The following is a 26,355-nucleotide window of genomic DNA, read 5'->3' as shown; positions in this document are numbered from 1 at the left end:
CGGCCGCGCCGGGAGTGCGGCGAAAAGGGGGCGTCGACGCCCCGGTTTCTGGGGACTGACGCTGTCATGCGTGTCGAAACTCTCTGTGGCACCCTCCTTCGAACGATTCTCGCCGCGACGACGGCGCTCGTCGCGCCGAACATGGTCCGCTCTGCCGCCGCCCAACCCTTTGCGGCCGTTGGCCTCGACGTCCAACCGGGCGACGGCGCCGCGATCGCGAAGGCGCTGGCAGAGGCGGCGAATCACGGCGAACGCTCGCTCTTCGCGTCGGTGATCGAGAACACGCGGCTCACGCCCTGGCGCGCGAGCGCGATCTTCGGTGCCGCGAGGGCGCAGGCCCCTGCCCTCGAAACCAAGCTGCAGAAGGCCTCACAAGCCGGACTGGAACTTGCGACCCGCGCCCGAGCGGCCGCATCCGCAACGGCGGGCGTGCCGCTGCCCCCCGGCGCCGACGCCTCGGTGCCCGTCGACACGCTTTCGGAAGAGGACGCCAATTTCGGCTGGAAGATGATCGGCGCCGACATGGCCGCGCGGCTGGGCCTGACCGGCGCCGGCGTCACCGTCGGCACGGTCGATTCCGGCATCGACATCCGTCCCGACGGCACCACCCACCCGGAACTCGAAGGCCGGGTCGATCCCCGCTCCTACAGCTATCTCTATTGGGTCAACCGGCACATGACGGTCGAGCCCAACCCCGACGGCAGCTTCGATCCTGCGGAGATCGCCGCGCTCGGCGATCAGGAGGGCGTGAACGGGTCGATGGACGTTTCGGGTCACGGCACCCACGTCGCCGGCATCATCGGCGCGGCCCATGACGGCGTCGGCATGGTCGGCGTTGCACCGGGGGCCAACCTCCTCGCCATCGCCGCGGTCCCGGCCAACGGGTTCGTGACGATGCCGGATGGCGAACCGCTGATCGTCGAGGGCGAGCCCTTGCCGTGGTGGCAGGTCCAATTTTGCGGCACCGAGACCTTCCTGACGACCGTCTGCAATCCGAAGTTTCCCGATGGCCGTTCGCCGACGGCCGAGGCGATCGACTATCTCGCATCGCAGGCGGACGTGCGGGTCAGCAACGGTTCCTTCGGCCCGAATTTTCCCGAAGGCTCCGTCACCGCGGACGTCACCGAGACCGTTCAGGACGGCGATGCCCTGCGCAACTATGTCGAGGCAGGCAAGATCTGGGTCGCAGCGGCCGGCAACGCCTATCTCGATTCGCCGATCCAGGCTTCCAACCCCGATGGCCTCGGCCTTCTGCCCTTCATCTCGCCGGAAAACGCCGGCGTCCTCAACGAGGCGGGATTTCCGGTCATCGACGATGGCGGTCTCGGCCTCGACTATTCGGATCTGACGCCCGAGGCGCTCGCGGCCCGCGAAGCGGAGACCGGCGAGGCCCTTGGCCGGATCGTCGTGGTCGTCGCCGTCGACGCCAGGAAGGAAATCTCGTCCTATTCCAACCGCTGCGGCGTCACCGCCGAATGGTGCCTCGCCGCACCGGGTGGCGACACCGACCGCGATCCGAACGTTCCCGACCCGCAGCGCGGCATCCTCTCCAGCGTCCCCGTCGATGTCGCGGAGACCGAGGCCCTGCCGGAAGGCACCGGCTACGATTTCTACGACGGCACCTCGATGGCCGCGCCGCACGTCGCCGGTGCGCTGGCGATCATGATCGAGGCGTATCCCTATTTCACCCCTGGCAAGCTCGTCGACATCATGTTCGAGACCGCCGAAGACCTCGGTGCCGTCGGCGTCGACGAAATCTACGGGCACGGCCTGATGCGGCTCGACCGGGCCTTGTCGGGACCGATTGCGATCGATCCGAACTCGACCGACGACTACGTCACCGACATTCCCTTCGATCACCAGTGGCTGTTCGACTTCGCCTCCGCCGGCGGGATGGTGAAGGCGGGCGACGGGACGCTGGCGGTCGGGCGCGAGGCGGCGGTCGCCTTTGCCGGACGCACGTCGATCGAGGGCGGCAAGTTCCAGGTAGACGGCTACTACGAGACCGCCGCAACCGACATCGGCCTTGACGGCACCCTCGGCGGGACGGGCGTCATCGCCAGCGACGTCACGGTCGCAGGGACTCTCGCTCCCGGCAATTCGCCCGGAACGTTGGCCGTCGCCGGCAATGTCACCCTCACCGATACGGCGCGGACCGAGATCGAGGTCGACGGCGCGGGCACCGGCAACGGCGCTGGCAGTTACGACCGGCTCGTCCTCCTCGGCAACGGCGCTACCTTCGCCGCCAACGGCGTGCTGGCGCCGATGCTGCGCGGCATCTCGGCCCCGGCGACCAACGCCTACACACCGCCGCTCGGCATGCCCTATTCGATCGTCATTGCCCCCGATGGACAGGTGACGGGGTCGTTCGACGGGATCGAACAGCCGAATGCCGGCCTTCTCGCCGGCTCGCGCTTCGACGTCGTCTACGGCTCGAAAGCGGTCACGCTCGTCGCCACGCCGAGCGACTATGGCGATCTCGCCGCACTCGGGCTGTCCCAGAGCGCGGCGGCGCGGGCCGTCGGCGGCGCGCTGCAGTCGCTTCGCCCTGTCGCCGGCGTGCGGCCGAGCGACGAGGTCGCGGCTCTTCTCGATCCGGTCTATCTTGCGGGCGCCGATCAGCTCGCCGCCGGCCTCGATGCCAGCGCCGGGACGATCTATGTCGACGCCGGTCATGAGAGCCTGCGCTCGATCGGCCGCTTCGCCGATACGATAGGCCATCACCAAGGCAACGCCCTGTACGAGACTGAAGATGCGACCTCAGACCCGTTCTGGAGCGCGGTGATCGGCTCTTCGGTCGACGTCGACAATGGCGGCGAGGGCTACGACGCCAAGACCGGTGGCTTCGTCCTCGGTGCCGAAGGCGAAGTCGGCGGCAGCTTCACCGGCCTGCAGTCCGTCTGGCTCGGCGGCGCCCTTTCCTACACCCGCACCAACCTCGACGACGACCACGGTTCCGCCGACCTCGACAGCTACCAGGCGGCCGTCTACGGCTCGGCCAAGCTGGACGCGTTCGTCCTGAGAGGCGCCGTCGGCTTCGGCCATGTCGAGGCGGATCTCGTCCGCTCGACCCTGGTGTCGAGCCAGAGCACCTCGCCCGACGGCAATGGCGGCTTCGCCGAGATCAATCTCGGCCTTCCCCTGGCGAGCGACGTTGGCGTCTTCCTGCCGAGCGTCGGCATCGGCTATCGCGGCTTCCGGCGCAGCTCGGTCTCCGAGGACGGCGCCTTCGGCCTCGATCTCGCGGCGAAGACCTTCGAGGAGGGATACGTCACGGCGGGCCTCGCCTGGCAGCAATCCTACCTTCTGAACGGCATGACGCTGAAGCCGACGGTCTCTGTCGCCTATCGCGGCGATTTCCTCGACATCACCGACTCGCAAAACGCGTCGCTCATCGGCGCCGGCTTCGAGAGCGCCGGAGAAAACGTCGGGGCGAATGCCCTACTCGCCTCCGCCGGCGCGGAGCTCGCCTTCAGCGATCGCCTGTCAGCGGGCCTGCGCTACGAGACAGAGCAGCGTGCGCATCTGTCCGAACACGCGGTGAAGTTCGACTTCAGCTTGCGCTGGTGACGATCGCGGCATGCGCATCGCCGCGATGCCATGCCGCCTTGCTGCCATCGCCAGAGAGACGACGCCGGACCCCGAACACGCCCCGAGGCCGGCGTCGTCCTTCTTCGCCTGCAAGCAAAACCCACCAATAGGGTGGAGCCAGCGCTGATCGTGTGGTTTTCCCCGCTCTTCACGCCGTTGAAACGGCGTTACCAAATCTTGACCAGTCATCGCTCGATTATCGCGATTCCTTTTCTTGCAACGCAACCAAAGCTCAAGTCGAACATTGGTTGGCCAAGGAAGGGCAATCTCATGACCATACTCATTCTGGAAGACGAACCGATCATCGCCGTTGATCTCGAAGAGATCGTCTGCTCTTGCCAGTACGGAAATGTCGTCGTGGCAGCGACGCTGAGCGATGCTCTGCGGTACGTTGCGGAGTCCGGCGGGGACATCGACTTCGCGCTGCTCGATCTGCAGCTCGGACGCGACGGGACGACGTCCCTGCCGCTGGCGCGGCTGCTGATGCGGTCCAACGTGCCGTTCTGCTTCGTCTCGGCGACGACGGAGGCCATCCCGACGGATATGAATGCCGTCCCCCAGATCGCGAAGCCCTTCGAGCCGGCTGAAATCGAGGCGGTGCTGCCGCTCGCGGCCTGATAGTGGCGGCAGTACACTGAGATGAAAAAGTGGGGCCGGGTCGCGAAAGCGGGCCGGCTTTTCGCATGTGCGGCCGCGATCCGTCGTTCGGCTCGCGCTCATCCGGTCGCGGTAAAATACCCGCAATGATCGTTCAGGAAGCACGTCCCGCATTTCGGCCGCCGCGCGACGCAGATCGCCTTGCCGAACTGGATCAGCCAGAAATGCCCGTCGCGGCGCGCCCAGGGCGGCGCCTGCTCCTCCAGTTGCCGCGCCGTCTCGTCGGCGGTTCTCGCCTCGGTAAGGCCGATGCGGTTCGCCACCCGGTGGACATGGGTGTCGACGGCGATCACGTCCTTTTCGAAGGTGAAGCTGAGGACGATGTCGGCGCATTTGCGCCCGATGCCGGGAAGCCGCATCAGCCCCTCGCGCGTCTGCGGAACGATCCCGCCGAGGTCGTCGAGCAGGACATGACAGAGGCGCCGGATGTTCCTTGCCTTCGTGTTGTAGAGGCCGCAGGGCTTGATGGCAGCGGCGATCATGCCTTCGGACAGCGCGAGCATTGCCCCGGGCGTCGTCGCCAGAGCGAACAGAGCCTTCGTCGCGGCTGCGGTGTTCGCGTCGCGGCTTTGGGCCGAAAGCAGGCAGGACACGACCGAGCGAAAAGGATCAGGCTGATCCTTCGGGCCCTTGGCCGTCGCAGTGCGGCCCGGCATGTGCTGGGCGAGGCGTCGGAAGACGACTTCGATCTCGTCCCTCGACAGTCCTCCCCCCGAAGCCGAAACCAGCCGTTCCACCTTCAGCGTTGTTTGGTCTGCCAGTCCGGACTGATCCAGGGCTTCATCTCCGGCTCGGGCGCCAGCATGCCTTCGCCGAGAATGTGATCGGCGGCCTTTTCGCCGACCATGATCGAGGGCCCGTTGAGGTTGCCGTTGGTGATGCGCGGGAAGATCGACGAATCGGCCAGCCGCAGCCCCTCGACCCCGATCACCCGGCATTGCGGATCGACCACCGCCAGCGGATCGTCCACAGAGCCGATGCGTGCCGTGCCGCAGGGATGATAGGCGCTCTCGGCATGCTCGGCGATGAAGCGGTCGAGATCGGCGTCCGAGACGGCATCGGCGCCCGGCTGGATCTCCGGCCCGCGATAGGGCTCGAAAGCCTTCTGCCCGTAGATCTCCCGCGTCAGCCGGATCGCCGTGCGGAACTCCTTCCAGTCGTCCGGATGGGACATGTAGTTGAAGCGGATCGATGGCGCCGCCGTCGGATCGGAACTCTTGATGCGCACCTCGCCGCGCGATTTCGAGCGCATCGGCCCGACATGGGCCTGGTAGCCGTGGCCGGGCGCTGCCGCCTTACCGTCATAGCGGATCGCGCCGGGCAGGAAGTGGTACTGGATGTCGGGATATTCGATGCCGGCATCCGAGCGGATGAACGCCGCCGCCTCAAAGTGGTTCGTCGACCCGTGGCCAGTGTGCAGCATCATCCATTCGAGGCCGATGCGGCCCTTCGAGAACAGTCCGAGATAGCCGTTGAGGGTGATCGGCTGGATGCAGGTCTCCTGGATGTAGAGTTCCAGATGATCCTGCAGGTTCTTGCCGACGCCGGCGCGGGAAGCCACGACGTCGATGCCATGGCGGCGTAGCTGCGCCGGGTCGCCGACGCCGGAATGCATCAGCAGGACCGGCGAGTTGATCGAGCCGGCGGCGAGAATCACTTCACGCCGCGCCTTGATGATGCCGGACGCCCGCTTGCCCGAGCCGACGACGACACCCCTCGCCCGGCCGCTCTTGCGATCGATGTCGACCCGCAGCGCCTGCGCATGGACGAGCCGGCAGCTGTCCCGCTCGAGGGCGTCGCGCAGATAGGCGTTGGCGGCCGACCAGCGCCGCCCCTGCCAGATCGTCTGCTGCATCGGGCCGAAGCCTTCCTGGCGCTCGGCATTGTAGTCCTGGGTCTCCGGATAGCCGGCCTGCTTGCCGGCCTCGACGAAGGCCTCGTAGAGCGGGTTCTGCATGTCGCCGTTCTTGACGTGAAGCGGCCCCGCCGTCCCCCGCCACTGAGGATCGACGCCCCGGCCGGCCCCGCCGTGAAAATTTTCCATCCGCTTGAAATAGGGAAGCACGTCGGCATAGGCCCAGCCGGCCGCGCCGCTCTCTGCCCAGTGCTCGTAGTCGAGCGCGTGGCCGCGCACATAGACCATTCCGTTGATCGAGGAGGAGCCGCCGATCACCCGGCCGCGCGGCGTCACCAGCCGCCGGCCCGCCAGCGTCTTCTCCGGCTCGGCCGTATAGCCCCAGTCGTAGCGACGCATGTTCATCGGAAAGGACAGGGCGCCCGGCATCTGGATGAACGGCCCGGCATCGGTGCCGCCGGCCTCGAGCACCAGCACCTCGTGGCGGCCGTTCTCGGACAGGCGATGGGCCAGGGCCGAGCCGGCCGAGCCGGAGCCGACGATGACGTAGTCGGCTTCGTCGATGGTCTTCATTGGTTGAGCTCCGCGTCGATGAAGCGCTCGACCATTTCGGCCGCGCCTTTGGGATCGGGCAGGGTGAGAGGGGTGAGTGCCTGGCGCAGCCAGACGCCGTCGATCATCGCGCCGGTCGCGGCGGCGACGCGGGCCGCCCGCGGCATGCCGACGAGCGGCCTGAGGGCTGAGACGAGGTTGGTTTCGAGCCGGCGGAAATAGATCCGGAGAAGCCGCGCCGCCTCGCCCGAGCGCCGGGCGTAGAGATAGAACACCAGCCAGGCCGACACGCTCTCGCGGCTGAACTGGCTGGGGGCGAAACTGCCCGCCACCACCGCCGCGAGTCTTTGCCGCGGACCGTCAGCCACCGCCAGCCTGCGCGCTACCTCGCCGCGATACTGCCGCAAAAGCCGGCGCATCGCCGCGATCATCACGTCGTCCTTCGAGCCGAAATAGTGATGGATCAGCGCCGGCGAGATGCCCGCCCGCGCGGCGATGTCGGCGACCGTGACGTCGAGCGAGCCCGCCTCGTCGATCGCGGCGATCGTCGCGGCGATGACGGCTTCGCGGCGCGCCTGCTCGACGGGGCGGCGACCGCCGGGTTGGCGTGGGGGCTGGCGGAGAGCGTCTGTCATGGCGGAGACGATAGCAAAGTTGATTGATGAGTCAATCAACGCATTGGCCAGTCTGGAACCCATGGGATCATTTGTGCGTGAAAATCGGCAACAGAGAGGGTCTCTCCGATGATTTCCGCAACTTTCGGCAATCGCCGCGGGGCTGCGATGGCGCAATCGGAACGTCGCAACGGCGGTTTATTCTCACTGCCGCGACGGCTTCGCAGAACCGCGCCGCCTTGCTAGACTTCCACCGATCGACGCCGCCCAAAGGGAGTTCATGATGAAGCACTTGCTCGGATCGGCCGCCGCCATGGCGCTGCTCGCCTTCGGCACGACCGCAGCCTTCGCCGACTTTACGCTCACCATCCTCCACACCAACGACTTCCACAGCCGGGTCGAGCCGATCAACAAATACGATTCGACCTGCGAGGGCGACGACGTCGCCGAGAACAAGTGTTTCGGTGGGTCGGCCCGGCTCTTCACGGCGATCATGGCGGCGAAGCAGGCGGCGGAGAACCCGATCCTCGTCGACGGCGGGGATCAGTTCCAGGGCACGCTGTTCTACACCCAGTACAAGGGCAAGGCCGCGGCCGAGATGATGAACGCCCTGGGCTACGAGGCGATGACCGTCGGCAACCACGAATTCGACGATGGCCCGAAGGTGCTGCGGGATTTCATCAAGGCGGTCGACTTTCCCGTTCTCCTCGCCAATGCCGACGTTTCGAAGGAACCCGAACTCGCCGAAGCGGTGAAGCCCTCGGTCGTGGTGGAGAAGAACGGCCAGAAGATCGGCCTCCTCGGCGTCGCGCCGGCCGATACGGGCGAGCTGTCGAGCCCGGGCAAGGCCATAACCTTCTCCGATCCGGTCGAGGCGCTGAAGCGCGAGGTGAAGACCCTCACCGATCAGGGCGTCGACAAGATCGTCCTGCTCAGCCATTCCGGCTACAGGGAGGACCAGCGGATCGCCGCCGAAGTGCCGGGCCTCGACGTCATCGTCGGCGGCCACAGCCACTCGCTCCTCTCCAACACCGACGACAAGGCCGAAGGCCCCTACCCGACCATGGTGAAGGGTCCGGACGGCCACGACGTACCGATCGTCCAGGCTTACGCCTACGGCAAATATCTCGGCGAATTGACGGTGACCTTCGACGACGCCGGCGTGGTGAAGTCCGCCGCCGGCCAGCCGCTGATCCTCGACGGAAAGATCACCGAGGATTCCAAACTCGCGGAAAGGATCGCCGAACTCGCCAAGCCGCTGGAGGAGATCCGCAAGAAGGTCGTCGCCGAGACGACGCAGCCGATCGACGGCTCGCGCGAGGCCTGCCGGGCGGGCGAATGTCAGATGGGCGACCTCGTCGCCGACGCGATGCTGGACCGGGTGAAGGATCAGGGCGTCGAGATCGCCATCACCAATGGCGGCGGCCTCCGGGCCTCGATCGATGCAGGCCCCGTCACCATGGGCGAGGTGCTCACCGTCCTGCCGTTCCAGAACACGCTGGCGACCTTCAAGCTGAAGGGTGCGGATCTCAAGGCGGCGCTCGAAAACGGCGTCTCCCAGGTCGAGGACGGCGCCGGCCGGTTCCCGCAGGTGGCGGGGCTGCAGTTCACCTGGTCGAAATCGGCCAAGCCGGGCGAGCGGATCAAGGAGGTGATGGTTGAACAGGGCGACGAAACCGTGCCGCTCGACCCCGACGAGACCTATCTCGTCGTCTCCAACAACTACATGCGGACCGGCGGCGACGGCTATACGCCCTTCGCGGAGAAGGCCACCGACGCCTATGATTTCGGCCCGGGGCTCGACGAAGTCCTGGCCGACTATCTTGCCAGGGACAACATCCCCTACGAGCCCTATACGGACGGCCGCATCACCGAGGTGGACTGAGAGCCCCGGAAGAGGCGCCTCCCGCGGTTCCGCCGAGCGATTTGCCGATCCGAGGCGAGCCAGCTAAGCAACATAAAGGCCCGCCCCTGGCGGGCCTTCGCCTGTCCGGAGCCGCTCGCTTGTCCCCAGTCTCGCCCGCCCGATCCCGCCGCCTGCCCTACGTCCTCGCCGGCCTTGGCATCGTCGCCGCAACGGCTGCCATACTCCTCGCCATGGGGCGCAACCCGATCTGCCCCTGCGGCGACGTCAAGCTGTGGTGGGGGGCGGTGAACAGCCCGGAAAACTCCCAGCATCTGTCCGACTGGTATTCGGCCTCGCACCTCATCCACGGCTTCCTGTTCTGCGGCGCGACCTGGCTGGTCTTCCGGCGCTGGGGCCTGGCGCCCCGGCTGATCCTGGCGCTCCTCGTCGAATGCGCCTGGGAGATCGTCGAGAACACCGACGCGGTGATCCAGCACTACCGCGAGACGACGATCTCGCTCGACTACGCCGGCGATTCGATTCTCAACTCGCTGTCGGACATCGGCTTCATGGCGGTCGGCTTCTGGCTCGCCAGCAAGCTGCCGGTCTGGCTGACGGTCCTGATCGCGGTCGGACTGGAGCTCTTCGTCGGCTTCATGATCCGCGACAATCTGGCCCTCAACGTCCTGATGCTGCTGTGGCCGATCGAAGCGGTGAAGACGTGGCAGGGCGGAGCCTGAGACACGCCAAACAAAGAAGCGTCACGCTCGACGGCGTGACGCTTCTGGTCGTTCCGGCGACGCGATCCGCGATCAGGCGGTCGAACCGCTGGCGCTCGCCGCCTTGGGATATTTCGGGATCTCGCCGCCGCGCAGCTTGGCCATGTAGGTGGTCATCTCCCGCTTGACGATCGGCGCCAGGAAGTAGAGCCCGACGATGTTGAAGATGCCCATGGCGAACAGCGAGGCGTCGGAGAAATCGAGCACCGCGCCGAGGCTGACGGCTGCGCCGAGAATGACGAACACGCAGAACAGAACCTTGTAGATCAGCTCGGAGACGTAGTTGTCGCCGAACAGGAAGCACCAGGCCTTCACGCCGTAATAGGACCAGGAGATCATCGTCGAGAAGGCGAAGAGCACGACAGCAAGGCCCAACACATAGGGGAACCAGGTGATCTTGCTGCCGAAGGCCGCAGAGGTCAGCTCGACGCCCGAGAGATTGTTCGCCGTGGCGATCTGCCCGGCTGCCTCGTCCCAGACATAGAGACCGGTCGCCGGATCCTGCTGCAGGACGCCCGAGATGGTGATGACGAGGGCCGTCGCGGTGCAGATGATCACCGTGTCGATGAAGGGCTCCAGCATCGAAACGAAGCCCTCCGTCACCGGATGCTTGGTCTGCACCGCCGAGTGGGCGATGGCCGCCGAGCCGATGCCGGCTTCATTGGAGAAGGTGGCGCGCCTGAGGCCCTGGATCAATGCGCCGATCAGACCGCCGGCGACGCCGAGGCCGGTGAAGGCGCCCTCGAAGATCTCGGCGAAGGCGGCGCCCAATTGATCGATATTGGCGATGATGACGATCAGCGCCGCGCCGAGATAGAGGATGCCCATGAAGGGCACGAGCTTCTCCGTCACCCGCGCGATCGACTTGATACCGCCGACGATGACGAGGAAGACGATGACCGACATGACGAGGCCGGTGATCCAGCCGCGATCGGCGAGGAAGCTCGCGTCACCGCCGGTAATCACGACGAGCTGCGAATGGGCCTGATTGGCCTGGAACATGTTGCCGCCGCCCCAGGAGGCGAGGACGCAGCAGACGGCGAAACAGACGGCCAGAACCTTGCCGAAGGTGGTGTGGCCGATCTCCGCCATGCCCTTCTTCAGGTAATGCATCGGCCCGCCCGAGACGCGCCCGTCCTCATATTCGGTGCGGTATTTGACGCCGAGGGTGCATTCGGTGAATTTCGAGGCCATGCCGAGAAGACCGGACAGGATCATCCAGAAGGTCGCGCCGGGACCGCCGACCGACATGGCGACGGCGACGCCCGCGATATTGCCGAGGCCGACCGTGCCGGAAACCGCCGTCGCCAATGCCTGGAAGTGTGTGACCTCGCCGGCGGCGTCGGGCGAAGTGTAGCGGCCGCGCACCAGATCGATCGCGTGGGGCACCATGCGGAATTGCACGAAGCCGAAATAGACCGTGAAGATTGCCGCCGCGGTGATCAGCCAGAGCACGATCCACGGAAGCTCCGTGCCGGGAATCGGCGCGAAGATGAAGCTGACGAAGGGCGCCGTCACCGGCCCGACGATGCCGTCGACCCAGGCATCGACCGAGGCGGTGCCGCTCCCCTCCTCCGCGGCTTCCTGCGAAAGGGCCGGTCCGGCAAACGTCAGCGCGAGGATCAAGAGCGGAAAGCAGCGGCCGAATACGCGCATGGACGGATTTCCTTAATGATCGAAGAGACGACGTTCCCACGAAAGACGGCGGGCCAACGAAAGACGGCGGGCTAGGGCAAAGTCGATGAAGCGCGCGTGGCGACCGGCCACCGGGCCTAAGATCGTCATGGGACGATCACCGTCGGGATCTTCGCCGCCTGGGCAAGGCCGAGGGTGACGCTGCCGAAGATCTTGTTCTCGATCCCCGACTTCGAAGAGCGACCGACGAAGATCTGGCAGGCGCCCTTGTCCGTCGCGAGGTCGAGGATGACGGCGGTGGGGGAACCGAAACGGATCTCGCTCTCGATCTCGATCCCTGCGGCCTTCAACTCGGCGACGATCGGATCGACCAGCGCGGTCTTCGCACGCTCGAGTTCCTGGCGGCGGCGCATCTTGCGCTCCTCCAACTCCTCCGGAGTGAGAAACGAATAGGGCGACCATTGCAGAACATGGACGAGACAGAGCGTGGCGCCGCTCGCCTTCGCCCGCGTGGCGGCATAGTCCACGGGGTTCCTGTCGATGCCATCATAGGCGACGACGAAGATCTCAGCTGCCATCCTGCCACTCCTCGTGGCGAGCCGACGCCCGCTTTTGCTTCCATCAATTTTCGTTACGGTAACATCAATCTTTCGAATGGCAATCATTTAGGCATGCCGGGAAACGGGCACCCCCGTTTGCGCGTGGATCGATGGCAGATTTCGGTGGTGGAAATGCCGGCCGAACGGTCCCCTGCACCCGGAGGGGTTCCCGCGGCGGAAATCATGGTGACCGAGCCGGCACGGCCCGATTGCCGCTCCTCCACGCGATGGCATGCCCGCATCAGTCGGGGTCGGTGAGGAACACCCTGTGGTCGAGCAGATAATGGGCGAAGAACGGCAGGCTCGCCGAGCCGATCTCGCGGGCGTCGGCACCGATGGTCCCGGCACGCACCGCGACAGGGGAAAGGCCTTGCCGATTGATCCGTTGCAAGGCCGCCTCGGTGCGCTCGACCAGTTGCTGGCGCACATTGCCGGGGAACCGGCCGTCGATCACGGCGGCCTCGAAGTCGTAGACCGAGGTGGCCGAGGCGATCGCATGGGCGAGCCCGTAGGCTGCCCTGTCGAGCCACCGGTCGAGCAGCGGACCGAAACTGTCCCAGGACACCTTGCCGCGCCAGAGCGCCAGAGCGTCGCCGCCTTCGGCCTCGTAGGCCTTTTCGAGCAGATGCAGGGAGGCGAAGTTGATGAGTTGAGCGACGCCCCCCTCCTCCTCGCGCGGCACCGGCATCGAGCCGATGGCGCCGGCGTTGTCCAGCCGGCCCGAGACGAGATCCCCGTTCATCACGATCCCGCCGCCGACGAAAGCCCCGACGAAGAAATAGACGAAGTCGGCCGAGCGGCCCGAGCCGAAGACGTTCTCCGCCGCGCAAGCCGCCGTCGCGTCGTTGGCGACGTCGACGGTGAGGTCCGTCACCACCGCGAGGGCCGACTGCACGTCGAGGTCGCGCCACTCCTCCATCACCGCCGCCGGCGCCCCGATCTCGTCGGCCCACGACCAGAGTTCGTAAGGCAGGGCGACGCCCAGCCCGGTAATCCGCCGCTCGAGCTTGGCCGGCAGCAGAGCCCGCAGCTTCGGCTCGGCGACGGCGACGAATTCGAGCACCTCGCGAACCCGCGGAAACGGATAGGGAATCCGCTCGTGCCCGCGGATCCGCCCGGTGAAGTCCATCAGGACGAGGTCGACGGAACGCCGACCGATCTTCAGGCCGAGCGAGAATGCCCCGTCCGGATTGAGCCGCATCGGGATCGACGGCTGCCCCACCCGCCCGCGCTGGGGCTGATCGCGCAGGACGAGCTCCTCGGCCTCGAGCGCCCGCATGATGACCGAGGCGGTCTGGGGAGAAAGGCCGGTGCGCCGGGCGATCTCGGCCTTAGCGAGACGGCCGTTGCGGCGAATCAGCGAAAGGACGGCACGCTTGTTGTGCGCCCGCAGCCCCGACTGGTTGGAGCCGCGCATGCGGCTTTCGGCCGCATCGCGCCGCTTTTTGAGAAACTGCGAACTCGATGGCTCCATCGTCAAGACTCCCGAGGTCCAGGGCTCCTGCTATCGCAGAAACGAGCGAATCGACCCGCCCGCAATCCCTGGGCGCGACGCTATCATTGCTTCGTATGAGCCACTACCCGCTCGAATCGTTATCGAACTCAATAAATAAATCCATCTGAATTATGTTTGTTGACATCGGCAACTTCATGGTGTTCCCTTTCACCGTCCGGTCGGTGGGAGCTCGACCGGCGGCGCCGGGGAGGATCCGGCGCAACCAACGGTTTCGGGAGGAAATCACACGTGAACATCCGCACTCTCATCGCCGGTTCGATCCTGGCTTCGGGCGCCGCATTCGCCGTTCCGGCCTCGGCTGCCGACATCGGCGCCTGCCTGATCACCAAGACGGACATCAACCCGTTTTTCGTCAAGATGAAGGAAGGCGCCACCGCCGAAGCCGAGAAGCTCGGCATCCGGCTGTCGTCCTATGCCGGCAAGGTCGACGGCGACCACGAAAGCCAGGTCAACGCCGTCGAGACCTGCATCGCCAACGGGGCGAAGGGCATCCTGATCACCGCTTCGGATACCTCGGCCATCACCGACGTCGTCAAGCGTGCCCGCGATCGCGGCATCCTGGTCATCGCACTCGACACCCCGCTCGACCCGGTCGATGCCGCCGATGCGACCTTCGCGACCGACAATTTCGAGGCCGGCCGGCTGATCGGCGCCTGGGCGAAGGCGAGCGTCGAGGATCCGGAAAACGCCAAGATCGCCATGCTCGATCTGAACGAGAGCCAGCCGACCGTCGGCGTCCTGCGCGATCAGGGCTTTCTCGAGGGCTTCGGCATCGACACCGCAGACAAGAGCCGCTGGGGCGACGAGACCGACCCGCGCGTCGTCGGTCACGAGGTGACCCAGGGCAACGAGGAAGGCGGTCTTCGGGCAATGGAGAACCTTCTCCTGCAGGATCCCGAGATCAACGTCGTCTACACGATCAACGAGCCGGCGGCGGCCGGTGCCTACGAGGCGCTGCAGTCGGCAGGCCGGGCCGGCGACGTCCTGATCGTCTCGGTCGACGGCGGCTGCCCGGGCGTCAAGAACGTCCAGGACGGGGTCATCGGCGCGACGTCGCAGCAATATCCGCTCGACATGGCCCGGCTCGGCATCCAGGCGATCGCCAAATTCGCCGAGACCGGGGAGAAGCCGAAGGCTTCGGAAGGCCTCGACTTCACCAATACCGGCGTCAATCTCGTCACCGACAAGCCCGTCGACGGCGTGCCGTCGATTTCCGTCGCGGAGGGTCTCGATCGCTGCTGGGGGTGATCCCGTTGCGAGACTGAACCCCAGTCGAGACGGCAGGCGCGCCTCATCGGGGGCGCGCCGCTTCTCCAGCGAAAGAGGCGAGGATGGTCAGCCAATCGACAGATCACGAGCGCTCAGCTCGTGACGCAGACACGAGCAGCCCCGTATTCGATCGGCCGAAGCGCTCGCTGATCGGACAGATCCAGCATCTGCTCCACAACAATCCGACGCTCGTCCCGGTTCTCATCCTGCTCGCTTCCGTCGTGGTCTTCGCCATCGCCACGGACGGGCGGCTGATCACCGGCCTCGCCATCAAGATCACGCTCGAGCAGGTCTCCATCGTCGGCATCCTCGCCTGCGCGCAGACGCTGGTAATCCTGACGGCCGGCATCGACCTGTCGATCGGCGCCGTGATGGTTCTTTCCTATGTCGCCATGGGCCATCTCGCGGTGACCTATGGCCTGCCCGCGCCCGTCGCCCTTCTCGGCGGCTTCGGCGTCGGGATGGGTCTCGGCGCCGTCTCCGGCCTGCTCGTGACGCGCGTGAAGCTGCCGCCCTTCATCGTCACGCTCGGCATGTGGCAGATCGTCCTCGCCACCGTCTATCTCTATACCGGCTCCCAATCGATCCGCAGCCAGGCCATCGACACCACCGCGCCGCTTCTCAAGCTGTTCGGGGAGCGCGTCTCGATCGGCGGCTGGGACCTGACCATCCTCGGGGCGCCGGTGATCTACGCCGTCGTCCTCATGGTCGCGATCTTCGCCGTCTTTTCCTACATCATGCGGCTGACGGCCTGGGGGCGGCACGTCTATGCCGTGGGCGACGACAAGGAAGCGGCGGACCTCGCCGGCGTGCGCTCCGACAAGGTGATCTTTTCGGTCTACGTCGTCGCCGGCTTCATCGCGGCCTTCGCCGCCTGGGCCGCGATCGGCCGCGTCGGCTCGATCTCGCCGTCCTCCTTCGCCGAGGCCAACCTCGATTCGATCGCCGCCGTGGTGATCGGCGGCACGTCGCTCTTCGGCGGCCGCGGCACGATCCTCGGCTCGCTCTTCGGCGCCCTCACCGTCGGCACCTTCGCGACCGGGCTGAAGCTCGCCGGCGCCGATCCGCAATGGGTTCTCTTCGCTTCCGGCTGTCTGATCATTCTGGCGGTCGCACTCGACCAATGGATCCGGAGGATATCGGCATGAGCGCCCGGCAGCCCACCCTTTCAGGCCGCAACATCGTCAAGAACTACGGCCGCGTCACCGCAATCGATCATGCCGACTTCGATCTCTATCCCGGCGAGATCCTCGCGGTCATCGGCGACAACGGCGCCGGCAAGTCGTCCCTGATCAAGACCCTTTCAGGCGCCGTCGTACCCGACGCCGGGGAAATCCGCTTGAACGGCGAGGTCGTCCACTTCACCTCGCCGATGGAGGCGCGGGAGGCCGGCATCGAGACGGTGTATCAGAACCTCGCCCTCTCGCCGGCCCTGTCGATCGCCGACAACATGTTCCTCGGCCGCGAGATCCGCAAAAGCGGCTTTGCCGGGAAATATCTCCGGATGCTCGACCGCAAGGCGATGGAGCGCATCGCGCGAGACAAGCTCTCCGAACTCGGGCTGATGACCATCCAGAACATCGCCCAGGCGGTGGAGACGCTGTCCGGCGGGCAGCGCCAGGGTGTCGCCGTGGCGCGGGCCGCGGCCTTCGGCTCCAAGGTGATCATTCTCGACGAGCCGACGGCGGCGCTGGGCGTGAAGGAGTCGCGGAAAGTTCTGGAATTGATCCAGGACGTCCGCTCCCGCGGCATGCCGATCGTCCTGATCTCGCACAACATGCCGCATGTGTTCGAGGTCGCCGACCGTATCCACGTCCACCGCCTCGGCAAGCGGCTCTGCGTCATAGACCCGAAGATGGCCACGATGAACGACGCCGTTGCTCTGATGACCGGCGCGAAGAAGCCCGAAACGTCGATGATGGCGGCCTGAGCGACGAAGGAAGTTGTGTCGTCACCGGTGGCGTGGGAGGAAAAGCCGACCCGTGCCCACCCTCTCTTTCAGGGTAGCCTGGCGCTTCCCGCGAGCTGGGCGCCGAGCTGAGCGGAGGCCTGTTGCCCGTTCCGGCCCCGAGAGACGAAACCCGGCTCGCGGAAGCCACAGATCGTGTCAAGAGCCGATGAAAATGGCGCTTCCGTCCGCATCACATTTTGCGTCTTGTCCCCCGCATCGCGCCGAAGTTGCGATGTGTGGGCGGGCGCGTTGGCGCCTTGGCTCGCAGGTTTCCTGTCCCGGGCCGCAGGCCGGTCGCACAAGATCGCTCGGCGGCGACCTCGATCGGGTCGTCGCCAAGCCAATTCCGTCGTCAGTGCAGGCTGACGGTCAGCAGTTCGTTCTGCGAAGCGCTGGCCAGAATGCTGGAGCGATCGTCGGAGACGGCCAGCGGGGTCCCGTCGGCGCCGAACAGTGCCCAGAGCTTCAGCCCGGGCTGGATCGACTTGGCGGCGGGAAACCGGGCGCGCATCTCGTCCGAGGACATCTGGCGCATATAGGCGATCTGCCCCTCGCCGAAGTTGGCGAGGTCGAAGGGGGCAGCGGTGCCGGGAACATGATCAGTCATGGTCGTCTCCTTTCAAGGCAAACGCGAGAACCGGTCATTCGTTGACCGCGATCTCGATTCTCCTGACGATGCGTTCGGGTTCAGGCTTCGCCAGATCGATCAGTAGCAGCCCGTTCTTCAGCTGGGCCCCGATCACCCGCATGCCATCGGCAAGCAGAAAGCACTTTTGGAACTGCCGCGCAGCGATGCCGCGGTGCAGGTATTCCCGTTCGCCGTCATCATCGCTCTGGCGGCCGCGAATGAGGAGTTGATTCTCCTCGACGGTCACTTCGAGATCCTCCGGCAGGAAGCCGGCGACGGCAAGCGTGATGCGGATGAGGTCCCCGACGTCGCAATCCTCGCCCCGATCGAGCGAAGGATCCTTGCGGACCCGCTCAATGTTGTACGGCGGGTAGCCGTCACCACCCTTGGCAATTCGTTCGAGCGTCTTCTCGACGCTGTCGAAACCGAGCAGCAACGGGCTGGAGAAAGGCGTCATACGAGACATCGTTCAAAGCCCTCGTTCAAGCGACTTCACAGGCGACGGCCCATCAGCGGCACCGTCCGCACGACCAATCATATGGCGACGGCCGGGTGCTGCTTCAATGCTCGCCACGAGCGAAGCTGCCCGAGGTCATCCTGCGCCGAAAATCTTCCCAAGAGTTGAAGACGTGCTTCTCGTACTCGCTCGATCGGCCGCGCCAACGCAGCCAGCCGGAACGACGGATTACCGGAGAGCACGGCCGGCGTCATTCGCAGAGAACGAGCTCGGCATCCAGCGCCGGCGTCACGACGCCTGGGCAGCACCCTGCTTGAACTTCAGGGCGACGCCGTTGAGGCAGTGGCGCTTGCCGGTCGGCTTCGGGCCGTCGTTAAAGATATGCCCGAGATGGCCGCCGCAGGTGGCGCAATGGACCTCGGTGCGCGGATAGATCAGCTTGTAGTCGGTCGTCGTGCCGACGGCTTCGTCGGAAATCGGCGCCCAGAAGCTCGGCCAGCCGGTGCCCGAATCGAATTTCGTCTCGGACGAATAGACCGCCGTGTCGCAGCCGGCGCAGCTGTAGATGCCGGACTTCTTGTTGTCGTTCAGCGGGCTCGAGAACGGCCGCTCCGTCGCCTCCTGGCGAAGCACGGCGTACTGGTCCGGCGAAAGCAGCTTCTTCCACTCCGCCTCGGTGCGGGACACCGGAAACTTGCCCTCGGCCGCGCCCGCCCCCTGGCGGCCCAGCGCCACGGCACCGACTGCCGCGACACCGGCAGCAAGGCCGGCCTTGAGAAAATTGCGTCTGATCATCGCCAACAGCTCCATCGTAGCCCGCCATCTCTTCCGAACGAGGATTGAGATGGTGCGTCTTCGGCCTGGCGCCAACGTTCGCGGCGCCGCGGCCCTTCACGAATGTGTTCGGGGACGGAGCGGGGCTTGTTACACCCTGCCCCGCCCCCGTCGCCCGAAAGCCTCCCGGTCGGAAATGTGGCCAACCGACCGGGATGATTTCTGGCGGCGATTACATCTTCGGCATCAGCACGGTGTCGATGACGTGGACGACGCCGTTCGACTGCATGACGTCGGCCTGCGTGACCGTTGCAGTGTTGCCCGAGGCGTCCATCACGACGATGTTCTCACCATCCATCGACAGGGTGATTTCCTCGCCCTCGACCGTCTTGGCCGGATGCTTGCCGCCGTCGTCCTTGATCATCTGCATGGCGGCTTCGGACGTCGCCTTGGCCGGCACCACGTGATAGGTCAGGATCTTCGTCAGCTTGTCCTTGTTCTCCGGCTTCAAGAGCTCGTCGACGGTGCCCGCCGGCAGCTTCTCGAAGGCGGCGTTGGTCGGCGCGAAGACGGTGAAAGGACCATCGCCGCTCAGCGTCTCGGCCAGGCCGGCTGCCTTCACGGCCGCGACGAGCGTGGTCAGGTTGTCGGCCTGCGAGGCGTTTTCGACGATGGTCTTCTGCGGATCCATCGGAGCACCGCCGACCATCGGCATGTCACCGGACTGCGTCGTATCCTGGGCAAGCGCGGCCGGCGCGACGGCGAGCGAGCCGGCGGCGACGAGCGTCGTGATGGCGGCGGCGCGGATCATGGACTTCAACATTGGTGGATTCTCCCGTTTGAAACGTTCGTATCGTGCCCTCTCGGCGGAGGATGCCAAAGCTACGAGACGGGATCCTGCTCGGCTTCCGAGCACTTCTTTCACGCATTCTTTATCGGCCATCGATGCATACTTGGCCGCAGCGAGAGATCACTGCAGCTCCGAAACACGCCCGACGCCATTATATTTTCATGTCGATGGAACCCCCTCGGAAAATTGCGATAATTCTCGCGATATGCGGAAGGAACCGCATGTCGTCGCTGCCGACATCGAGAATCCTCGGTCGATATACTTACCGGCTGCGTCAAGTGGCCGCTGCCCGAGCGATGCATCCACGCCGCGCCCCAGACGTATCGCGCCCGCAACTGTTAGACATGCGCCCCAGCGTCCGTTGCAGACGTCCTCGAAACGTCGCCAGCCCATTCAGTCGCCGACGGAGCGCCGCATCGCCTTGATCTTCGAGCGGCCCTTCTTTTCCTTGATGCGCCGCTCGACCGCCCCCTTCGAGGGCCGGGTCTTCTTGCGCGGCGGCGGGGGTGGGCGCAGAGCCTCGCGCACCAGTTCGGCCAGCCTTTCGCGCGCGTCCTCGCGGTTGCGATCCTGGCTGCGGAAGCGCGACGCTTCGATCAGGACGTCGCCATCCTTGGTCGCGCGCTGTCCCGCCAGCCGGTAGAGCCGGCGCTTCGCTTCAGGCGATATCACCTCGCACTGGCCGGCCAGGAAGCGCAATTGAACGGCGGACGAGACCTTGTTGACGTTCTGGCCGCCAGGGCCCGAAGCGCGGATAAACTGCTCCTCGAGGTCGGCCTCCGGCAGGACGACCGCATTGCTGATCCTGAGATCCCGTGTTTCGGCCATCGCCTTTTCCGTCTTCGAACCGCCGGCGCCCGCGACCCCGATGGGCGGGCCGGCTACCGTCGGACAGTCTGAAGCACGACGCGGGCACCGCGTGAAGGGCGATCGTCCGAACCCGGCCCTTGCCGCCTGTGATTTGCCGTTACGACATCGCCGCGAGCCGGACGATCAGGTCCCGCCGGAAATACATTCGGCACCGGCCGGCAGCTGCAGATGCAGCGCCAGCCGATGCCGTGTTCCCTCCCAGGAAGGTGTCTGGTTCGAACCGGGCGGACGCGCCGAGGCGCCCTCGCCCGTTCGTTCTACTCGGCTGCCAGCGGCAGGGCCGGCGCGGCCTGTGCCACCTGCTCGTCGACATGGGCGGCGAACCGTTCGAAGTTCTTCCGGAACATCGAGACCAGCTTGGCCGCCTGGCGGTCGTAGGCCGCCGCATCGCTCCAGGTCGAGCGCGGGTCGAGAATGCCCGGATCGACACCCTCGACCGCCACCGGCACCTGGAAGCCGAAATTCGCGTCGTTTCGGAACTCGGCCCCGTTCAGGCTGCCGTCGAGCGCGGCCGCGAGCAGCGCCCGCGTCACCTTGATCGGCATGCGCCTACCGGTCCCGTAGGCCCCGCCCGTCCAGCCGGTGTTGACCAGCCAGCAATGGGTGCCGTGGCGGGCGATGAGATCGCGCAGGAGATTGCCGTATTCGCTCGGATGGCGTGGCATGAAGGGCGCGCCGAAGCATGTCGAGAACGTCGCCTCCGGTTCGGTGACGCCCTTTTCGGTTCCGGCGACCTTGGCGGTGTAGCCGGACAGGAAGTGATACATCGCCTCGGCCGGGGTCAGCCTGGCGATCGGCGGCAGGACGCCGAAGGCGTCGGCCGTCAGCATGATGACGTTCTTCGGATGGCCGCCCCGGCCGGTCTCCGACGCATTGGCGATGAAGTGCAGCGGGTAGGCCGCGCGGGTATTCTCGGTCAGCGAGCCGTCGTCGAAGTCGGGGACGCGGTTCTCGTCGAGAACGACGTTTTCCAGGACGGTGCCGAACCGGCGGGTGGTGGCGAAGATCTCCGGTTCCGCCTCGGCCGAGAGGCGAATGGTCTTGGCGTAGCAGCCACCCTCGAAGTTGAAGATGCCGTTTTCGCCCCAGCCATGCTCGTCGTCGCCGATGAGGGTGCGGTGCGGATCGGCCGAAAGCGTCGTCTTGCCCGTCCCCGACAGGCCGAAGAACACCGCGCCGTCGCCGTCGGGGCCGACATTCGCCGAACAGTGCATCGGCATGACGCCGTTCGCCGGCAGCCGCCAGTTCAGCGCGGTGAACACCGACTTCTTCATTTCGCCGGCATAGGAGGTGCCGCCGATCAGGACGATGTTGCGGCTGAGGTCGCAGGCGATGACCGTCTCGGAGCGGCAGCCGTGCCGCTCCGGATCGGCGGTGAAGGACGGCAGGTCGATGATCGTCATCTCCGGCACGAAGCTCTTCAGCGCCTCGGCGGAGGGACGGATCAGGAGATTGCGGATGAACAGCGAGTGCCAGGCATATTCGGTGACGACGCGGACATTGATGGCGTTTTCGGGATCGGCGCCGCCGACGAGATCCTGAACGAAGAGGTCCCGGCCCTTCGCCGCGGCCTTGAAGTCTTCGTAGAGCCGCTCGAAGGCTTCCGGCTCCATCGCGGCGTTGTTGTCCCACCACACCGCCGGCTCAGTATTCTCGTCGCGGACGACGAACTTGTCCTTGGCGGAGCGGCCGGTATGCTTGCCGGTGGTGGCGACGAGGGCGCCATGGGCGGTCAGCCGCGCCTCGCCCCGCTTGACGGCGATCTCGACGAGTTCGGCTTCCGGCAGGTTCCAACGGATGGAGGAAAGCCCCTCCAGCCCCGTCGTTTCGATCCCGACTTGCGGATTTCGCGTCCCGATCTGATCCACCACTCGCCTCCTGAAAACTCGCTCGACCCACCCTGGATTTGACGACAGATAGACGACGGCCCAGTCACCCGCAAGCACTATCGCAATTAAAACTTAACGATATCAGTAATTTAATCGATTAAGTCGGGTTTGACCGCGTTCTAATCGTTTCGATGCTTGAATCTGTGCCGATACTTCATTTCGAGTGACGATCCGGCGGCCTTCGCGGCCGGACGTTCCAGCATGTCACGCAGGGCAGCCGACGCAGCCTGCCGCCCCTGCCGGGACGGGCTGTATTCCCGCTATCTTCTGTTATAGTGACGCGTCGACCGGCCTCTGCTGCGTCGCGCGCCGCGCGCGTCGATGACAGGGCGGATCGATATGCCGAGACGGCGCGGCCGGAGCTTGAAGACGAGCCGGCCCGAGCCTCCTCGGCAGACGCATCGAGGCCATGACATCGGGGCTATGTTGCCGATTTCGCTGTCTGCCACATTTTTATGCGGATTGATGTCAAGTAAGGGGCTCATCTCATGCGTTGGCATGGCTCGACACAGGCGGGAGCAGGCACACCTGCGGCGCCAGACCGTCGGGCCGCCGCCACGCCTGATCCGGCGGCGCTCGCCGCGCGACACCTGTTGCGGTCCGCAGCCGGATCTGAAGACTGGAGAAGTTTGAAATGCCGACAATCGCCCTCGTGGACGACGACCGAAACATTCTGACGTCCGTCTCGATTGCTTTGGAGAACGAGGGTTACCGGGTCGAGACCTATACCGACGGTGCTTCGGCGCTGGAAGGTCTGCAGTCGAGCCCGCCGCATCTCGCCATCTTCGATATCAAGATGCCCCGCATGGACGGAATGGAGCTTTTGCGCCGGCTGCGGCAGAAGTCCGACCTGCCGGTAATCTTCCTCACGTCCAAGGACGAGGAGATCGACGAGCTGTTCGGGCTGAAGATGGGCGCGGACGACTATATCCGCAAACCCTTCTCCCAAAGGCTCCTGGTCGAACGCGTGCGGGCGATCCTGAGGCGCGGCGCCCCACGCGACGTCACCGCCAAGCCGGGCACGACGGCGACGCCGGAATCCTCCCTGGAACGCGGCCAGCTGGTGATGGACCAGGAGCGCCACACCTGCACCTGGAAGGCCAAGCCCGTGACCCTGACGGTCACGGAGTTTCTCATCCTGCACTCGCTGGCGATGCGTCCGGGCGTGGTGAAGAGCCGCGACGCCCTGATGGACGCCGCCTATGACGAGCAGGTCTATGTCGACGACCGCACCATCGACAGCCACATCAAGCGGCTGCGCAAGAAGTTCAAGGCGATCGACGACGACTTCGACATGATCGAAACGCTCTATGGGGTGGGCTACCGCTTCCGCGAGGCGTAGCCGTTCGCATCCACGACAGGTCCCGGCTGCGCCGTGCCGCAGACAGCCGGGGCTCGGTGGCGAACGAAGCCGGCAGCCGCGGGAACCACCAGCGGCGGCGGCACGAAAGCTCCGGCTGAACGCGCCGAACGGGTGCCCTCCGGCGACACCGGATGCGCTCCGAGATCCCCTGGCGCGAGACATGAAGGTCCATGGTTTCGGTATTGGAAGGCGAAGAGAAGCAGGATCACGAAGCGGGTGACCGGCGCCTGCGCCGCGACGCGGCGTTGCGCAAGCGGCTGCGCCGGCTGCCGTTCATTCGCCGTGTGCTCTATCGCGTGCGGTGGCTGCTCGGCCATTCGATCTTCTCGTCGCTGACCCGGCGGATCGTCTTTCTCAACCTCGTGGCGCTGATCGTCCTCGTCACCGGCATCCTCTATCTGAACCAGTTCCGCGCCGGCCTGATCGACGCCCGGGTCGAAAGTCTCCTGACACAGGGCGAGATCATCGCCGCCGCAATCGCCTCCTCGGCGACGGTCGAGACCAATTCGATCACCCTCGATCCGGAAAAGCTGCTCGAGCTTCAGGCCGGAGACACGCTGGCACCCTCGGCGGAGGCGACCGACAGCCTGGACTTTCCGATCAATCCGGAACGGGTCGCGCCGCTCCTCCGGCGGCTGATTTCGCCAACCCGCACCCGGGCGCGCCTCTACGACCGGGACGCCAATCTGATCCTCGATTCCCGCCATCTCTATTCCCGCGGCCAGATCCTGCGTTACGACCTGCCACCGGTCTCTCAGGACGAGCCCGATCCCGCCGGCCGCTTCCTCGACTACCTTCGCAGCATCTTCACCGGCAGCGACCTGCCGATCTATCACGAGGCGCCCGGCGGCTCGGGCACCTCCTATCCCGAGGTGATGAACGCCCTGACCGGCGGCCCGGCCACCGTCGTGCGGGCGACGGAGAACGGCGAGCTGATCGTCTCCGTCGCAGTTCCCATCCAGCGTTTTCGCGCCGTTCTCGGCGTGCTGCTGCTTTCCACCCAGGGCGGCGACATCGACAAGATCGTCCAGGCCGAGCGCATGGCGATCGTGCGTGTCTTCGGCGTCGCGGCCCTCGTCGTCATCGTCTTGTCGACGCTGCTCGCCTCGACCATCGCCACGCCGCTCCGCCGGCTGTCCGCCGCCGCCATCAGGGTGCGCCGGGGCGTGAAGGACCGGGCGGCGATTCCCGATTTCGGCGACCGCACCGACGAGATCGGCAATCTCGCCCGGGCTCTCGGCCAGATGACCCGCTCCCTCTACGCCCGGATCGACGCGATCGAATCCTTCGCCGCCGACGTCAGCCACGAACTGAAGAACCCCCTCACCTCGCTGCGCAGTGCCGTCGAGACGCTGCCGCTCGCCAAGAACGAGACCTCGAAAACCCGGCTGATGGAGATCATCCAGCACGACGTCCGACGCCTCGATCGCCTGATCACCGACATTTCGGACGCCTCGCGCCTCGACGCGGAACTGGCGCGGAATGTTGCCGACAAGGTCGATCTCGCCGCACTGCTGCGCTCCGTCGTCGACGGCGCGCGGGGCCACACGACCATGGGGCGCAAGCTGACGATCAACTTCGAGGCCCAAAAGCTTCCTCCCGCCCAGAGGCAGGGTTACGTGGTGTCGGGGCACGACCTGCGGCTGAGCCAGGTGTTCACCAATCTGATCGAGAATGCCCGCTCCTTCGTGCCGGCAGACGGCGGCCGCATCGACGTTTCGATCCGCCGCCGCGGCCCGCGGGTCGTCGTCGCCATCGAAGACAACGGCCCCGGCATCCAGGCCGAGGACATCGACCGCATTTTCGAGCGCTTCTACACCGATCGCCCCGCCGGCGAGGCCTTCGGCCAGAACTCCGGTCTCGGCCTGTCGATCTCGCGTCAGATCGTCGAAGCTCATGAGGGAACGCTGCGGGCGGAGAACATCGTCGATCCGGCGGCGCCCGGCAGGATTCGCGGCGCCCGTTTCGTCGTCTCGCTGCCGGCCGGATGACCGCGGCGGCCAACCTGCACGCCTGCGCCGTCGCCCTTCGGGGCCGCGGCATCCTGATCCGCGGTCCGGCAGGCAGCGGCAAGTCGGCTCTCGCCCTGGCGCTGTTGCGGCGCGGACCCGCCGCCGGCGTCGAAGCCGAACTCGTCGCCGACGACCGGGTGATCGCCGAGGCGTCGGACGGGACGATCAAACTGTCGGCGCCCGGCAAACTCGCAGGTCTTCTCGAGATCGCCGGTATCGGCATCGTCCGCGAGCCCTTCCGGCAAAGTGCTCCGCTCTGGCTGGTCGTCGATCTCGTCCCGCCCGAGGCGATGATCCGTCATCCGCCGACGCGCACGGCCGAAATCCTCGGCCACGTCGTGCCGTTGCTCAGCCTGCCGCGGCGAGAAGCCGCACTTTCCACCGACATTCTGACCACGCTTGCGATTTCGGGGCGACTGCCTGATTGAACCTTGCAACAGGCGCCATCCCCGATGCTCGCAAAAGCATCAGACGAGCCTAACCGGCGATCATTTCGCTTGCGCATTCGGACAAGGCTGCCAAGATGCCGATCGATCGGCGCAGTGCGTGGCACTTCGTTTCGAGTGCGGAGCTGTCTGCGCGGGAAAGTTCCGCGCGGCGAAGCTGCCGGACCGGCTTTCGAGATCACCATCGGGTAACGGAGAAATC

22 protein-coding genes are annotated in these 26,355 nt (G+C 65.9%); 10 read left to right on the top strand and 12 right to left on the bottom strand.

Going from position 1 to position 26,355, the window contains the following annotated elements; translation table 11 throughout:
• The first annotated feature begins 66 nt into the window (after window positions 1–66).
• Together GTK09_RS00370 and GTK09_RS00365 are read left to right on the top strand one after the other, a co-directional pair.
• The gene (locus GTK09_RS00370) at window positions 67–3,570 is read left to right on the top strand and encodes a S8 family serine peptidase (RefSeq protein WP_163460510.1); all 3,504 of its coding nucleotides are present in this window, start codon (window positions 67–69) and stop codon (window positions 3,568–3,570) included.
• Between the two features lie 198 nt (window positions 3,571–3,768).
• Window positions 3,769–4,209: a response regulator gene (locus tag GTK09_RS00365; RefSeq protein WP_163460509.1), complete on the top strand. Its 441-nt coding sequence runs from the start codon at window positions 3,769–3,771 to the stop codon at window positions 4,207–4,209.
• Between the two features lie 98 nt (window positions 4,210–4,307).
• Here the strand turns inward: GTK09_RS00365 and GTK09_RS00360 are convergent, their stop codons facing one another.
• From GTK09_RS00360 to betI, 3 genes are read right to left on the bottom strand one after another with little or no spacing between them, the layout of a single operon-like run.
• Window positions 4,308–4,985 carry an endonuclease III domain-containing protein gene (locus GTK09_RS00360; protein ID WP_312869513.1) on the bottom strand — a complete coding sequence of 226 codons (678 nt, stop codon included), beginning with the start codon at window positions 4,983–4,985 and terminating at the stop codon, window positions 4,308–4,310.
• A gap of 2 nt (window positions 4,986–4,987) precedes the next feature.
• Window positions 4,988–6,676, bottom strand: a complete 1,689-nt coding sequence (gene betA, locus GTK09_RS00355; protein ID WP_163460508.1) for a choline dehydrogenase — start codon at window positions 6,674–6,676, stop codon at window positions 4,988–4,990.
• Window positions 6,673–7,290 (bottom strand): choline-binding transcriptional repressor BetI, encoded by a 618-nt coding sequence (gene betI / locus GTK09_RS00350; protein ID WP_163460507.1) that lies wholly within the window; start codon window positions 7,288–7,290, stop codon window positions 6,673–6,675. Before betI ends, betA begins: the two co-directional genes overlap by 4 nt.
• A 259-nt stretch (window positions 7,291–7,549) precedes the next feature.
• Between betI and GTK09_RS00345 the strand changes: the two genes are divergently transcribed.
• Together GTK09_RS00345 and GTK09_RS00340 are read left to right on the top strand one after the other, a co-directional pair.
• Window positions 7,550–9,154 carry a bifunctional metallophosphatase/5'-nucleotidase gene (locus GTK09_RS00345; RefSeq protein ID WP_163460506.1) on the top strand — a complete coding sequence of 535 codons (1,605 nt, stop codon included), beginning with the start codon at window positions 7,550–7,552 and terminating at the stop codon, window positions 9,152–9,154.
• 152 nt (window positions 9,155–9,306) lie between these two features.
• Window positions 9,307–9,855 carry a DUF2585 domain-containing protein gene (locus GTK09_RS00340; protein ID WP_246217649.1) on the top strand — a complete coding sequence of 183 codons (549 nt, stop codon included), beginning with the start codon at window positions 9,307–9,309 and terminating at the stop codon, window positions 9,853–9,855.
• A gap of 72 nt (window positions 9,856–9,927) precedes the next feature.
• On the opposite strand, the gene GTK09_RS00335 is transcribed toward GTK09_RS00340, so the two are convergent.
• The 3 genes from GTK09_RS00335 to GTK09_RS00325 form a co-directional block, all read right to left on the bottom strand.
• Window positions 9,928–11,550 carry an alanine/glycine:cation symporter family protein gene (locus tag GTK09_RS00335; RefSeq protein ID WP_163460505.1) on the bottom strand — a complete coding sequence of 541 codons (1,623 nt, stop codon included), beginning with the start codon at window positions 11,548–11,550 and terminating at the stop codon, window positions 9,928–9,930.
• Window positions 11,551–11,675: 125 nt separating this feature from the next.
• Window positions 11,676–12,107 (bottom strand): universal stress protein, encoded by a 432-nt coding sequence (locus tag GTK09_RS00330; RefSeq protein ID WP_163460504.1) that lies wholly within the window; start codon window positions 12,105–12,107, stop codon window positions 11,676–11,678.
• 262 nt (window positions 12,108–12,369) lie between these two features.
• Complete coding sequence (locus tag GTK09_RS00325) at window positions 12,370–13,602, bottom strand: ROK family transcriptional regulator (protein WP_163460503.1); 1,233 nt, start codon at window positions 13,600–13,602, stop codon at window positions 12,370–12,372.
• A 270-nt stretch (window positions 13,603–13,872) separates the two neighbouring features.
• Here GTK09_RS00325 and GTK09_RS00320 point away from each other — a divergent pair, with 270 nt between their 5' ends.
• The 3 genes from GTK09_RS00320 (at window position 13,873) to GTK09_RS00310 (ending at window position 16,843) form a co-directional block, all read left to right on the top strand.
• The gene (locus GTK09_RS00320; RefSeq protein WP_312869512.1) at window positions 13,873–14,892 is read left to right on the top strand and encodes a sugar ABC transporter substrate-binding protein; all 1,020 of its coding nucleotides are present in this window, start codon (window positions 13,873–13,875) and stop codon (window positions 14,890–14,892) included.
• A gap of 83 nt (window positions 14,893–14,975) precedes the next feature.
• Window positions 14,976–16,061 (top strand): ABC transporter permease, encoded by a 1,086-nt coding sequence (locus tag GTK09_RS00315; protein WP_163460502.1) that lies wholly within the window; start codon window positions 14,976–14,978, stop codon window positions 16,059–16,061.
• Window positions 16,058–16,843: an ATP-binding cassette domain-containing protein gene (locus GTK09_RS00310; protein ID WP_163460501.1), complete on the top strand. Its 786-nt coding sequence runs from the start codon at window positions 16,058–16,060 to the stop codon at window positions 16,841–16,843. Before GTK09_RS00315 ends, GTK09_RS00310 begins: the two co-directional genes overlap by 4 nt.
• Before the next feature lie 373 nt (window positions 16,844–17,216).
• Here the strand turns inward: GTK09_RS00310 and GTK09_RS00305 are convergent, their stop codons facing one another.
• From GTK09_RS00305 to GTK09_RS00280, 6 genes are all read right to left on the bottom strand, one after another.
• Window positions 17,217–17,471, bottom strand: coding sequence for a BQ00720 family protein (locus GTK09_RS00305; RefSeq protein WP_163460500.1), 255 nt, complete (start codon window positions 17,469–17,471; stop codon window positions 17,217–17,219).
• 34 nt (window positions 17,472–17,505) lie between these two features.
• The gene (locus GTK09_RS00300) at window positions 17,506–17,958 is read right to left on the bottom strand and encodes an Hsp20 family protein (protein ID WP_163460499.1); all 453 of its coding nucleotides are present in this window, start codon (window positions 17,956–17,958) and stop codon (window positions 17,506–17,508) included.
• 279 nt (window positions 17,959–18,237) lie between these two features.
• Window positions 18,238–18,744: a peptide-methionine (R)-S-oxide reductase MsrB gene (msrB, locus tag GTK09_RS00295; protein ID WP_163460498.1), complete on the bottom strand. Its 507-nt coding sequence runs from the start codon at window positions 18,742–18,744 to the stop codon at window positions 18,238–18,240.
• Window positions 18,745–18,955: 211 nt separating this feature from the next.
• Window positions 18,956–19,546 (bottom strand): fasciclin domain-containing protein, encoded by a 591-nt coding sequence (locus tag GTK09_RS00290; RefSeq protein WP_163460497.1) that lies wholly within the window; start codon window positions 19,544–19,546, stop codon window positions 18,956–18,958.
• 420 nt (window positions 19,547–19,966) lie between these two features.
• Window positions 19,967–20,401: an alternative ribosome rescue aminoacyl-tRNA hydrolase ArfB gene (gene arfB / locus GTK09_RS00285; RefSeq protein ID WP_163460496.1), complete on the bottom strand. Its 435-nt coding sequence runs from the start codon at window positions 20,399–20,401 to the stop codon at window positions 19,967–19,969.
• 299 nt (window positions 20,402–20,700) lie between these two features.
• Window positions 20,701–22,311: a phosphoenolpyruvate carboxykinase gene (locus tag GTK09_RS00280; protein WP_163460495.1), complete on the bottom strand. Its 1,611-nt coding sequence runs from the start codon at window positions 22,309–22,311 to the stop codon at window positions 20,701–20,703.
• 655 nt (window positions 22,312–22,966) lie between these two features.
• Between GTK09_RS00280 and GTK09_RS00275 the strand changes: the two genes are divergently transcribed.
• The 3 genes from GTK09_RS00275 to GTK09_RS00265 all read left to right on the top strand — a co-directional run bounded on the left by GTK09_RS00275 (window position 22,967) and on the right by GTK09_RS00265 (window position 26,135).
• The gene (locus tag GTK09_RS00275) at window positions 22,967–23,674 is read left to right on the top strand and encodes a response regulator transcription factor (RefSeq protein ID WP_163460494.1); all 708 of its coding nucleotides are present in this window, start codon (window positions 22,967–22,969) and stop codon (window positions 23,672–23,674) included.
• A gap of 191 nt (window positions 23,675–23,865) precedes the next feature.
• Window positions 23,866–25,686 carry a sensor histidine kinase gene (locus tag GTK09_RS00270; RefSeq protein ID WP_163460493.1) on the top strand — a complete coding sequence of 607 codons (1,821 nt, stop codon included), beginning with the start codon at window positions 23,866–23,868 and terminating at the stop codon, window positions 25,684–25,686.
• Window positions 25,683–26,135: an HPr kinase/phosphorylase gene (locus GTK09_RS00265; RefSeq protein WP_163460492.1), complete on the top strand. Its 453-nt coding sequence runs from the start codon at window positions 25,683–25,685 to the stop codon at window positions 26,133–26,135. Before GTK09_RS00270 ends, GTK09_RS00265 begins: the two co-directional genes overlap by 4 nt.
• Window positions 26,136–26,355 lie beyond the last annotated feature (220 nt).

Source organism: Jiella pacifica, from assembly GCF_010500815.1.
Lineage (GTDB): Bacteria > Pseudomonadota > Alphaproteobacteria > Rhizobiales > Rhizobiaceae > Jiella > Jiella pacifica.
The sequence above is the reverse complement of the archived record's forward strand: the minus strand, read 5'-3'. Positions and strand labels throughout refer to the sequence as shown.

What these genes read in the sequence shown, in the direction of transcription:
- GTK09_RS00345 (WP_163460506.1), top strand. Translation starts at nt 7,550, where the DNA reads ATGATGAAGCACTTGCTCGGATCGGCCGCCGCCATGGCGCTGCTCGCC.
- GTK09_RS00300 (WP_163460499.1), bottom strand. Translation starts at nt 17,958, where the DNA reads ATGTCTCGTATGACGCCTTTCTCCAGCCCGTTGCTGCTCGGTTTCGAC.
- GTK09_RS00330 (WP_163460504.1), bottom strand. Translation starts at nt 12,107, where the DNA reads ATGGCAGCTGAGATCTTCGTCGTCGCCTATGATGGCATCGACAGGAAC.
- arfB (WP_163460496.1), bottom strand. Translation starts at nt 20,401, where the DNA reads ATGGCCGAAACACGGGATCTCAGGATCAGCAATGCGGTCGTCCTGCCG.
- msrB (WP_163460498.1), bottom strand. Translation starts at nt 18,744, where the DNA reads ATGATCAGACGCAATTTTCTCAAGGCCGGCCTTGCTGCCGGTGTCGCG.
- GTK09_RS00315 (WP_163460502.1), top strand. Translation starts at nt 14,976, where the DNA reads ATGGTCAGCCAATCGACAGATCACGAGCGCTCAGCTCGTGACGCAGAC.
- GTK09_RS00270 (WP_163460493.1), top strand. Translation starts at nt 23,866, where the DNA reads ATGGTTTCGGTATTGGAAGGCGAAGAGAAGCAGGATCACGAAGCGGGT.
- GTK09_RS00325 (WP_163460503.1), bottom strand. Translation starts at nt 13,602, where the DNA reads ATGGAGCCATCGAGTTCGCAGTTTCTCAAAAAGCGGCGCGATGCGGCC.
- GTK09_RS00275 (WP_163460494.1), top strand. Translation starts at nt 22,967, where the DNA reads ATGCCGACAATCGCCCTCGTGGACGACGACCGAAACATTCTGACGTCC.
- GTK09_RS00305 (WP_163460500.1), bottom strand. Translation starts at nt 17,471, where the DNA reads ATGACTGATCATGTTCCCGGCACCGCTGCCCCCTTCGACCTCGCCAAC.
- GTK09_RS00310 (WP_163460501.1), top strand. Translation starts at nt 16,058, where the DNA reads ATGAGCGCCCGGCAGCCCACCCTTTCAGGCCGCAACATCGTCAAGAAC.
- GTK09_RS00370 (WP_163460510.1), top strand. Translation starts at nt 67, where the DNA reads ATGCGTGTCGAAACTCTCTGTGGCACCCTCCTTCGAACGATTCTCGCC.
- GTK09_RS00290 (WP_163460497.1), bottom strand. Translation starts at nt 19,546, where the DNA reads ATGTTGAAGTCCATGATCCGCGCCGCCGCCATCACGACGCTCGTCGCC.
- betI (WP_163460507.1), bottom strand. Translation starts at nt 7,290, where the DNA reads ATGACAGACGCTCTCCGCCAGCCCCCACGCCAACCCGGCGGTCGCCGC.
- GTK09_RS00265 (WP_163460492.1), top strand. Translation starts at nt 25,683, where the DNA reads ATGACCGCGGCGGCCAACCTGCACGCCTGCGCCGTCGCCCTTCGGGGC.
- GTK09_RS00335 (WP_163460505.1), bottom strand. Translation starts at nt 11,550, where the DNA reads ATGCGCGTATTCGGCCGCTGCTTTCCGCTCTTGATCCTCGCGCTGACG.
- betA (WP_163460508.1), bottom strand. Translation starts at nt 6,676, where the DNA reads ATGAAGACCATCGACGAAGCCGACTACGTCATCGTCGGCTCCGGCTCG.